This window comes from Streptomyces lushanensis, assembly GCF_001700515.1.
Taxonomy (GTDB): Bacteria; Actinomycetota; Actinomycetes; order Streptomycetales; family Streptomycetaceae; genus Streptomyces; species Streptomyces lushanensis.
In genome coordinates this window covers 1-10,608 of record NZ_MAUD01000137.1, presented here as the reverse complement: position 1 = coordinate 10,608, position 10,608 = coordinate 1, and the positions used below count along the sequence as shown (strand labels likewise).

General features: G+C 70.9%; 10 protein-coding genes. 9 read left to right on the top strand and 1 reads right to left on the bottom strand.

Annotated features, from left to right (window positions below; all coding sequences use genetic code 11):
• The first annotated feature begins 147 nt into the window (after positions 1 to 147).
• Entirely contained in the window at positions 148 to 675 is a 528-nt protein-coding gene (locus BFF77_RS12995) for a YbjN domain-containing protein (protein WP_066948094.1), read from the top strand.
• Positions 676 to 785: 110 nt separating this feature from the next.
• Here the strand turns inward: BFF77_RS12995 and BFF77_RS12990 are convergent, their stop codons facing one another.
• A complete protein-coding gene (locus BFF77_RS12990) occupies positions 786 to 1,943 on the bottom strand; it encodes a pyridoxal phosphate-dependent aminotransferase (RefSeq protein ID WP_245703395.1) in 1,158 nt (385 codons plus the stop codon).
• Positions 1,944 to 2,177: 234 nt separating this feature from the next.
• Between BFF77_RS12990 and BFF77_RS33215 the strand changes: the two genes are divergently transcribed.
• From BFF77_RS33215 to BFF77_RS12950, 8 genes are all read left to right on the top strand, one after another.
• On the top strand, positions 2,178 to 2,501 hold the full coding sequence (locus BFF77_RS33215) for a hypothetical protein (protein ID WP_079125109.1): 324 nt from the start codon (positions 2,178 to 2,180) through the stop codon (positions 2,499 to 2,501).
• Positions 2,502 to 2,833: 332 nt separating this feature from the next.
• Positions 2,834 to 3,352, top strand: coding sequence for a DUF2617 family protein (locus tag BFF77_RS12980; RefSeq protein ID WP_066948084.1), 519 nt, complete (start codon positions 2,834 to 2,836; stop codon positions 3,350 to 3,352).
• A 54-nt stretch (positions 3,353 to 3,406) separates the two neighbouring features.
• Positions 3,407 to 5,005 (top strand): polyamine aminopropyltransferase, encoded by a 1,599-nt coding sequence (locus BFF77_RS12975; protein WP_066948081.1) that lies wholly within the window; start codon positions 3,407 to 3,409, stop codon positions 5,003 to 5,005.
• Positions 5,006 to 5,220: 215 nt separating this feature from the next.
• The gene (locus BFF77_RS12970) at positions 5,221 to 6,279 is read left to right on the top strand and encodes an SRPBCC domain-containing protein (RefSeq protein ID WP_342671230.1); all 1,059 of its coding nucleotides are present in this window, start codon (positions 5,221 to 5,223) and stop codon (positions 6,277 to 6,279) included.
• Between the two features lie 10 nt (positions 6,280 to 6,289).
• Complete coding sequence (locus tag BFF77_RS12965) at positions 6,290 to 7,084, top strand: aldose epimerase family protein (RefSeq protein WP_066948077.1); 795 nt, start codon at positions 6,290 to 6,292, stop codon at positions 7,082 to 7,084.
• Between the two features lie 56 nt (positions 7,085 to 7,140).
• The gene (gene pyrE, locus BFF77_RS12960) at positions 7,141 to 7,680 is read left to right on the top strand and encodes an orotate phosphoribosyltransferase (protein ID WP_066948074.1); all 540 of its coding nucleotides are present in this window, start codon (positions 7,141 to 7,143) and stop codon (positions 7,678 to 7,680) included.
• Positions 7,681 to 7,895: 215 nt separating this feature from the next.
• Positions 7,896 to 8,927 (top strand): class II fructose-bisphosphate aldolase, encoded by a 1,032-nt coding sequence (gene fbaA, locus BFF77_RS12955; protein ID WP_066948071.1) that lies wholly within the window; start codon positions 7,896 to 7,898, stop codon positions 8,925 to 8,927.
• A gap of 169 nt (positions 8,928 to 9,096) precedes the next feature.
• Positions 9,097 to 10,575 (top strand): MFS transporter, encoded by a 1,479-nt coding sequence (locus BFF77_RS12950; protein ID WP_066948097.1) that lies wholly within the window; start codon positions 9,097 to 9,099, stop codon positions 10,573 to 10,575.
• Positions 10,576 to 10,608: the final 33 nt, after the last annotated feature.

The window sequence follows — 10,608 nt, the reverse complement described above, 5'->3', positions numbered from 1 at the left end:
GCGCAACACGGTCCGGATCCCCCGACGGGTGTCCGGCGGCTCACGGACCGGATGGCGAACCCGTGACCCGCTGAAGGGTGGCCGGGGTTGCCAGGGCCCTCGGGGGATGGGGGAGGATGGCAGGAACCGTACGAAGGGAAATACACGGTGAGCATCGACCCGTCCTCGATTCCGAATTTCGGGGGCCAGCCCCAACCGCAGGGTGCAGGACCGGCGGGCCCCGTCGTCCCTGATCAGGATCTGGTCAAGCAGCTCCTCGAACAGATGGAGCTGAAGTACGTCGTCGACGACGAGGGTGACCTCGCGGCGCCGTGGGAGGAATTCCGTACGTACTTCATGTTCCGCGGTGAGGAGGACCAGCAGGTCTTCTCGGTGCGGACGTTCTACGACCGGCCGCACCCCATCTCTGACAAGTCCAAGGTCCTGGACGCGATCGACGACTGGAACCGTCGCACGCTGTGGCCCAAGGTCTACACGCACGTCCACGAGGAGGGCGACGGCCCGCCCACCGTCCGGCTCATCGGCGAGGCCCAGATGCTGATCGGCATGGGTGTCAGCCTGGAGCACTTCGTGTCGTCGACGGTGAGCTGGGTGCGGGCCTCGATCGAGTTCGACAAGTGGCTCGTGGAGCAGTTCGGCCTTGAGCCGGGCGACGAGAAGCCCGAGGACGTCTGAGCCACGCCCAGGCACCCGCGGAACGACAGGAGCCCGGCCGGGCCGCGATCACCACGATCACGGCCCCACCGGGCTCCGCCCGTGTCCCGGTGCGTCGGCCGACGACCTGATCACCAGCCTTTTCGCAGGCCGGACAGTCTGTCGATCGCTGCTTCCAGCACGTCCCTCCGCTTGCAGAAGGCGAAGCGCACGAAGGGCGCGCCCTCGTCGCGGTGGTCGTAGAAGACCGCGTTGGGGACCGCTACCACCCCGCAGCGTTCCGGCAGGGCGCGGCAGAAGGCGAAGCCGTCGCTCGCGCCGAGGGGGCGGATGTCGGTCGTGACGAAGTAGGTGCCCGCCGGGCGGTAGACCTCGAAGCCGGCCGCCGCGAGACCCGCGGAGAGCACGTCGCGCTTGGCCCGAAGATCGGCGCGGATCCCCTCGAAATAGCTGTCCGGCAGCCGCAGGGCCTCCGCGATCGCGTACTGGAACGGCCCCGAGGCCACATAGGTCAGGAACTGCTTGGCGGACCGCACCGCCGTCACCAGCGCCGGTGTTCCGGTCACCCAGCCCACCTTCCAGCCGGTGAAGGAGAACGTCTTGCCGGCGGAGCTGATCGTCAGGGTGCGTTCGCGCATGCCCGGGAAGCTCGCGACGGGTACGTGTTCGCCCTCGAAGACGAGGTGTTCGTAGACCTCGTCGGTGACGACGAGCAGATCGCGTTCGACGGCGAGTTGCGCGACGGCCGCCAGTTCCTCGCGGCCGAGGACCGTGCCGGTCGGGTTGTGCGGGGTGTTGAGCAGGATCAGCCGGGTGCGGTCGGTGACGGCGGCGCGCAGTTCGCCGGGGTCCAGGTGGTACGCGCCGTCGTGGGGGCGCAGGGTGACCGGGACGCGCGTGCCGCCCGCCATGCCGATGCAGGCCGCGTACGAGTCGTAGTACGGCTCCAGCGCGATCACCTCGTCGCCCGGCTCGACCAGCGCGAGCAGCGCGGCGGCGATCGCCTCGGTGGCGCCCGCCGTGACGAGGACCTCGGTGTCGGGGTCGTACGTCAGGCCGTGGAAGCGCCGCTGGTGCTCGGCGACGGCCGTCCGCAGCTCGGGTACGCCCGGGCCCGGCGGGTACTGGTTGCCGCGCCCGTCGCGCAGCGCGCGGACCGCGGCCTCCCTGATCTCCTCCGGACCGTCGGTGTCGGGGAAGCCCTGGCCGAGGTTGATCGCTCCGGTCCGTACCGCCAGCGCCGACATCTCCGCGAAGATCGTCGTGCCGCCGAGCCATTCTTTGGTCATGGCGGTCATCCTGTGCCGAACCTCTGGAGTTGCTCAAGTCAGCTTTGCGCCGCGGACGCCGAGGGGACATCCCAGTCACGCACGAGGTTCATGAACGAAGCGCACGAAGCAAGAAGCGCGAAGCACCGCAGCACGAAGCGCACGAAGCACGAAGCACGAAGCAATGAAGCGATGAGGTCGCGCGAGGGAGCGCGGCGGGCTTCGCCACGGGGGAACAGAAGGACGGTGGGGTCGATGGCTGGTGTGGGACTGGCGGTCGTCGTGGTCATGGTGGCGATCGCGTTCGTCGGGCTGGTGGCGAGCGTGGGCAACGGGGGCGCGGCGCGAAGGCGGCGCCGCGGCGCGGCGCGTGCCACGGTCGGCGGCCGTGCCACCGGCGGCGTCTCGATGAAGAAGAAGAGGGGCGCCAAGCGCCGCTCCCAAGGCAGTTGGTGGGCCGGGGGCGGCGGTGCCGGAGCGGGGTGCGGCGGCTCGTCCAGTTCGTGCGGCGGCGGTTCCTCCTGCGGAGGAGGCTCGTCGTGCGGTGGCGGCGGGGGATGCGGCGGCGGAGGCGGCTGACACGGGGCAGCCGGTCCGCGGTGCCGACGATGCCCGGCGGGGAACGAACTCCCGCCGGGCATCTCCATGTTGACCGTTTGGAGGCCCTTCGACACCGGTCTCCGTCGCTTTTGTTGAACAGTTGAACTGCATGGCCCCCGAGCGGATGGAAAACCCTGCCAAGTTGGGTAAAAGCGCTGTGAGCGCCGCGTACTTCGTGATTCCCTCGCTGTTGAGAGCTTCCAGCCCTCGGACCTCACGCGGAGCCGAGCCGGCGATCTCCCCCCACAAGTTCCCGCTCATCGTCCGGGTCGTCCCGGTCCACCCGTCAAGCGTGTTAGCGGAGCCTGCCCATGCTCACCAATCTCAATACGGCCTACACCGACTCCCGTGCCGCCGATCTGGCCTGGGCGTTGGGCCGGGACCCACTCCCCGCCCTGGCCGTCCTCGACCTCGAACTCGACGGCGCCGGACTCCAGCTCCGCCTCCTCGGCGCCTCCCACCAGGTGTTACTGGAGGAGGAGCGCGGCACCTGCTCCGAGACCGTCGCCTGTATCCCCGGGAGCAGCACACCGCTGCCGCTCGGTGTCTCCAAACGGCTCGGGGACTGGGAGTACGAATTCGCGGCGCGCGTCGAGACGCTCTCGCACGGCTCGTTCGCGGGGCGCGCGCAGGAGCTGCTCGCGCTGGTCGCCGACCATCCGAACGGGCTGGCGGGCATCTTTCCCGGCGCTCCGTACGCCTTCACCGCGATGCTGGCGCAGCGCGACGAGGGCCAGGTCCACTGGCGTACCTGGCACGCGTACCCCCAGGAGGGGCAGCTCGTCGTGACGCGCACACGAGTTGGCGTGCGTATGCCTGCGGTGCTGTAGTTACACCCGTGTGGGTGACAAACCGCAATGAATTCGTGACGTAGCGTTACGGACATGATCGAGCAAGCCGCGTCCTCGCCGTCCCAGGGTGAGAAACGGCTGCCCGTGCGCGCGGATGCCGGACGTTTCCTGATTCTCGCCGTGGTCTTCATCTGTGCCGCGTGCGGGCTGGTGTACGAGCTGGAGCTGGTCGCGCTCGCCTCGTATCTGATCGGGGACTCCGTCACCCAGGCGTCCGTTGTCCTGTCGGTGATGGTCTTCGCGATGGGCGTCGGCTCGCTGCTCGCCAAGCGGCTGCGCTGCCGGGCCGCGGTCGGCTTCGGGCTGCTGGAGGCGGCGCTCGCGCTGCTGGGCGGCTGCTCGGCGCTCGTGCTGTACGGGAGTTTCGTCTGGATGGGCGAGTCCCGTCATGCCCTGGTCGGCTTCTCGCTGGCCATCGGCATCCTCATCGGCGCCGAGATCCCGCTGCTGATGACGCTGATACAGAGGTTCTCCCGGCAGGACGCGGAGGGGACGGTCGCCGATCTGTTCGCCGCCGACTACGTGGGCGCGCTGGCCGGCGGGCTCGCCTTCCCGTTTCTGCTGCTGCCCTGGCTCGGCCAGCTCACGGGCGCGCTGCTGACGGGCGCGGTCAACGCGGTGGCGGGCGGCGCGCTGGTCCTGTGGCTCTTCCGGCGGGATCTGACGCCGCGTTCGCGCTGGCTGCTGGTGGGGGTCAATGTCCTGGTCCTGTCCGTGCTGGCCACCGCGGCCGTGCTGGTCGACGACTTCGAGCGGGCGGCGCGGCGCGCGGTGTACGGCGACCGGGTGCGGGTCGCCGTGCACACGGATGTCCAGGAGGTCGTGCTCACGGGCGGCCGGGACGGACCGCTGGACCTCTATCTGGACGGGCGGCTGCGGGTCAGCGGGCGCGACGAGTTCCGCTATCACGAGGCGCTGGTGCACCCGGCGATGCGCGGGCCGCACGCGCGCGTCCTGATCCTGGGCGGGGGCGACGGGCTGGCCGCGCGTGAGGTCCTGCGGTACGGAGGCGTCCGCGCGGTCACCGTGGTCGAACTGGACCCGGGCGTCGTCCGGCTGGCCCGTACGGACCCGGCGCTGGCCACGCTGAACGGGCACGCGTACGACGACTCGCGGCTGCGGGCCGTCCACGCGGACGCGTTCACATGGCTGCGGGCGGCGCCGGAGCGGACGTACGACGTGGTGATCTCGGATCTGCCGAACCCGGGCATCACGGCCAGCACGAAGCTGTATTCGGAGGAGTTCTACGGCCTGGCCACCCGGGTGCTCACCGACCGCGGGCGGGTGGCGGTGCACGCGGGCTCGCCCACGTCCCAGCCGCGTACGTACTGGACGGTCGACGCGACACTGCGCGCGGCCGGCTTCGGCACCACTCCCTACAGCGCGACGGGCTCGCCCTCCGGTTTCACCGCGGGACCCGACCGGGTGAAGGACGGCACGCCCGCGCTGTCGGACTGGGGCTTCGAGCTGGCGGAGCTGGGAAACCGGCCCCGGCTGGGCCTCGCGGCCGACGCGCCTCGGCTGCGGTCCCTGGGAATGCCGCTGCTGGCGGCGGGCGCGCGGGGGGTGGAGCGCACGCGGATACCCGATCTGCCGCCGTCGACGCTGGTGCATCCGAGGTACACGGAGTGAGGCGGGGGTGGGGCCGGTGGTGATCTGTGTGCGGCGGCCGGTAACGACGTGTGTGCGCCGACCGGTGGTGGGCCGGCCGTGCGACGGGTGAGGGAGCGGGCGGCGGGCCGGGCGGGACGCCGGTGAATCCGACCGGACAGGACCTGGAACCCTGCTTCCGGCGCCGGGGCTGAGTAGGCTCGGTTTCCATGGAGCATGAGGTGTTCGTTCCGGTGGTGACAGAGGCTCTCCGGCAGACGCTGCGGGACCCCTCACGGGTGGCCCGTTGTGTCCCGGGACTCCAGCAGGACGCCGATGAGTCGGCGGAGCCGCTCTCCGGCCGTCTCAAGGTCCGGATCGGCGGCCATACGATCACCTACCGCGGCGCGCTGGCACTCGCCGAACGGGACGGTGTCTTCACCGCCGAGGGCGAGGGCACGGAGGCCCGTGGCACGGGCTCCGCCAAGCTGACGCTCGCGCTCCGGCTCGCCGAGGCCCCTGGCGGTACGACGCTCATCTTCACGGGCGCGTCGCGCGCGGAGGGCCGGCTGGCGGAGCTGCCCGGGGAGACGGTGACGGCGGCGGCGCGCAGGCTGCTGGACCGCCTGGCGGCGCGGCTGGGCGAGGTGTCCCTCCCGCGGGAGGCAGCGGAGACGCCGGAGAGGCCGCAGTCGGAGGCCAAGCCGCAAGACACATCCGGGGCAGATGCCCTGGGGTCGGACGCCCAGGGATCGGACACCCCCGGGCTCGCCGAGGCCGCTGATGCCGACCGGGAGCCGGACGATGTCGACGACGTCATCGATCAGAAGGACAGCGTCGTCGAAGAACTCGAAGACGATCCGGACGATGACGGGCTGGACGGCGACGAGCCGGTGGACGACGTGCTCGGCGACGGTGGACTGGACGCCGACGATCCTGACGCCGACGGCCTCGATGCCGATGACCTCGACGACGACCGCAGCGATGATGATGATGACGACGAGGAGGACGAGCTGGACGCCTCCGTCTTCGAGGTGGACGCACCGCCGTCGTCCCTCGACGGGGAGACGTTCTCCGGCGAAGGGAGCTTCCTCGTCCCCGACGAACCGCCCGCCGAGGCCGCGCACGCCCGGCGCACCATGATCGGCCGCAGCGCCGAGGAGGTCGACCACGCGCCGCCGCGCGGCCGGTACGCGCCCGTGCCCGCGCCCGACTCCGGCAGCGCGGGAGCCACGCTCCGGTGGGTCGCGCCGGCCGCCGCGCTCGCGCTCGCTTCCGCCGTGGTGGTCGGGCGCGCACTGCGCCGCCGCAAGTAGTGTCGGGGGTGTGAGTAGCAGCGAAGAGAGCATCCGACTGGCGGCGGGCGACGCCGAGTTGACCATCACTCCGGAGAACGGCTGCCGGATCGGCAGTCTGCGGATCGGCGGGACCGAACTGCTGCGCCAGGGCGAGCGGTACGGCTGCTTCCCGATGGTGCCGTGGTGCGGGCGGATCGAGAACGGGCAGTTCCGCAACGGCGGTGTGGTCCATCAGATGCCCCTCAACTCCCCGCCCCACGCGATCCATGGCACCGGAAGGAACACGGCCTGGCGTACGGCCCGGGTGGGCGGGAGCGAGGCGGTGTTCACCTATGACCTGGTCGATCCCTGGCCGTACAGCGGTCTGGTCACCCAGACCTTCGAGCTGACCGAGGACGGGCTGTCGCTGGCGCTGGGCGTGGAGACGTACGACACGTCCTTCCCCGCGCAGGCCGGCTGGCACCCGTGGTTCCTGCGCAATCTGGGCGGGAGCGATGTACGTATCGACTTCGCGCCGGACTGGCAGGAGGAGCGCGGCAGCGACCATCTGCCCACCGGCCGCCGGGTGACACCGCGCCCGGGTCCCTGGGACGACTGCTTCGGCATGCCCGACGGTGTGGAGGTGACGCTCACCTGGCCGGACGAGCTGGAGCTGAAGGTCACGAGCCGGGCCGAGTGGGTCGTGGTCTACGACGAGCAGGCCGAGGCGGTCTGTGTGGAGCCGCAGTCGGGCCCGCCGAACGGGCTCAACACCGCACCGCGGCTGGTCACTCCCGTCGAACCGCTGGAGATCACGGCGAACTGGAGCTGGCGACGGCTCTGACGGCCCGGCCGGGGACGGCTCGGGGCGGGTGCCGGTGACCGCATAAGCTCGGGGCCATGACTGACGCACGGGCTGAGCTGCTGCAACTGATCAAGGACAAGGCCGTGGTCCACGGCAAGGTGGTCCTCTCCTCGGGCCGCGAGGCCGACTGGTACATCGACCTCCGCCGGATCACCCTGGACGGTCAGGCCGCGCCGCTGGTCGGTCAGGTCATGCTCGACACCACCGCCGAGCTGGACTTCGACTGTGTGGGCGGGCTGACCCTGGGGGCGGACCCGGTGGCCACGGCGATGCTGCATGCCTCGGCCGCGCGCGGAGAGCGGTTGGACGCGTTCGTCGTCCGTAAGGCGCAGAAGGCACACGGTCTTCAGCGCCGGATCGAGGGCACGGACGTGAAGGGCCGCCGCTGTCTGGTGGTTGAGGACACCTCGACCACGGGCGGCTCCCCGCTGACGGCGGTCGAGGCGGTACGGGAGGCCGGCGGCGAGGTCGTCGCGGTCGCGGTCATCGTGGAGCGAGGCGCGGCTCCCGCCATTGCCGAGGCGGGACTTACCTATGTCGCCGTCTATGGGACCGGTGAGCTGGGTCTGGCCTGAGATCGGCACTGAGCTGGGCATTTGGCGTGGCCCTGGGTGTTTCACGTGAAACACCCAGGGCCACGCCGTGGTACGGAGGTCTCGCGGATGCCGGGCTCCGAGTGGAGCCCGTACGGGAGTCTGGAAGGATGGGGGAGACGATGACGTCGCCCCCAGGTCAGGGACCCCACTCAGGGACAAGCACCTCACACCCGTACATCACAAGGAGCGGCCCGATGCCCATCGCAACCCCCGAGGTCTACGCCGAGATGCTCGACCGGGCGAAGGCAGGCAAGTTCGCCTACCCGGCCATCAATGTGACCTCGTCCCAGACCCTGCACGCTGCGCTGCGCGGCTTCGCGGAGGCCGAGAGCGACGGCATCATCCAGATGTCCACCGGCGGTGCGGAGTTCCTGGGCGGTCAGTACAACAGGGACATGGTGACCGGCGCGGTCGCCCTCGCCGAGTTCGCGCATGTGGTCGCCGCGAAGTACGACATCACGGTCGCGCTGCACACCGACCACTGTCCCAAGGACAAGCTCGACGGCTATGTCCGTCCGCTGCTCGACATCTCCGCCGAGCGGGTCCGGGCCGGGCGCAACCCGCTCTTCCAGTCGCACATGTGGGACGGCTCCGCCGAGACCCTGGCCGACAACCTGGCCATCGGTGAGGACCTGCTCGCCAAGGCCGCCGCCGCCAAGATCATTCTTGAGGTCGAGATCACCCCGACCGGTGGCGAGGAGGACGGCGTCAGCCACGAGATCAACGACGAGCTGTACACGACGGTCGACGACGCGCTGCGCACCGCCGAGGCGCTCGGCCTGGGCGAGAAGGGCCGCTATCTGCTGGCCGCGTCCTTCGGCAATGTCCATGGCGTCTACAAGCCGGGCAATGTGGTGCTCCGCCCCGAGCTGCTCAAGGACCTTCAGGACGGTGTGTCCGCCAAGTACGGCAAGGCCGCGGGCAGCCAGCCGTTCGACTTCGTCTTCCACGGCGGCTCCGGCTCCTCGGCCGAGGAGATCGCCACCGCGCTGGAGAACGGCGTGGTGAAGATGAACCTGGACACGGACACCCAGTACGCCTTCACGCGGCCGGTCGCGGCGCACATGTTCACCAACTACGACGGTGTGCTGAAGGTCGACGGCGAGGTCGGCTCGAAGAAGACGTACGACCCGCGCACCTGGGGCAAGCTGGCCGAGGCGGGCATGGCCAAGCGTGTCACCGAGGCATGTGGTGCGCTGCGTTCGACGGGCACGAAGCTCAAGTAAGCGCGCGGCGCGACCGAGAGGCTCCCGCGCGGGGCCTTCCGCGCTCGGGCCCGGCACCTCCTCCGGTGCCGGGCCCGAGCCGTGCCGGAGACCGGTCCGTGCGGGATCCGGCAGGAGTGATGACGGCAGCCGGCTCGCCCAGGTGCGTCCGGGCGAGGATGATCCCCGTATGGAAATCAGGCTGTCCTCGGCCCAGGGCCGCTGGATCATTCTGACGACGGTGCTCGGTTCGAGCATGGCTCTGCTCGATTCCACCGTCGTCAATGTCGCGCTGCCCCATATCGGGAGGTCGCTCAACGCGGATCTGGCGTCGCTCCAGTGGACCGTCAACGCGTACCTGGTCACGCTGGCCGGGCTGATCCTGCTGGGCGGCTCGCTCGGTGACCGGTACGGGCGGCGGAAGATCTTCGTCCTCGGCGTGGTCTGGTTCGCGCTCGGCTCGCTGCTCTGCGGGATCGCGCCGAACGCCGCCATCCTGATCACCGCACGCGCCGTGCAGGGTATCGGTGGCGCGCTGCTCGTGCCGGGCTCGCTCGCGATCATCCAGGCGAGCTTCCATCCGGACGACCGGGCCCGGGCCGTCGGGCTCTGGTCCGGGCTCGGCGGGGTGGGGGCGGCGATCGGCCCGTTCGTGGGCGGCTGGCTGGTCGACGGCCCCGGCTGGCGCTGGGTGTTTCTGCTGAATGTGCCGCTGGCGGCGATCTGCGCGCCGGTGGCGCTGCGCCATGTACCCGAGTCCAGGGATCCGGCGGCGCACGGCCGCTTCGACGCTCTGGGCGCCGTGCTCGGCGCGGTGGGGCTGGCGCTGATCACCTATGCGCTGATCGGCAAGGACATCTGGTTCGGGCTGCTCGGGGCGGCGGTCGCCGTGGCGTTCGTGACGGTCGAGCGGCGGCGCCCGGAACCGATGCTGCCGCCGTCGATCTTCCGCTCCCGCCAGTTCACCGCGGTGAATCTGGTGACGCTGTGCGTGTACGCGGCGTTCGGCGGTTTCTTCTTCCTCGCCGCGCTCCAGCTCCAGGTGGTGGTGGGGTACTCGGCGCTGGGCGCGGGCGCGGCCCTGCTGCCGACGACCGTCCTGATGCTGCTGCTCTCCGCGCGCTCCGGGGCGCTCGGGGAGAGGACCGGACCGCGGCTTCCGCTGACCGTGGGACCGCTGCTGTGCGCCGGGGGCATGCTGCTGATGCTGCGCGTGGGCCGGGGCGCCTCGTACCTTCCGGATGTGCTGCCCGCGCTGCTGGTGATGGGGATGGGCATGGTGACCCTGGTCGCGCCGCTGACGGCGACGGTGCTGGGCTCGGTGGACACCGCGCGGGCGGGCCTGGCCAGCGGTATCAACAACGCGGCGGCCCGCGCGGCCGGTCTGCTCGCGGTCGCGGCCCTGCCTCTGCTGACGGGCCTGGGCCCGGAGGCGTACCGCTCGGCGACCCAGTTCGGCGCCAGCTTCGACCGCGCGATGCCGCTGTGCGCGGGCATCCTGGTCGCGGGCGCGCTGATCGCCTTCGCGACGGTACGCAACCCCAAGGCGCCGGTCGAGCAGCCCGAATGCAAGATCCACTGCGGTCTGACGGCACCCCCGCTGGAACCGAACACCGCACGGCCCTCCCCCGACGAGGGAACGACGGACCGCCCGGCCCCGAACGGCTGATCCGGCGGGTCGGGCTGATCCGGCGGGTCGGGC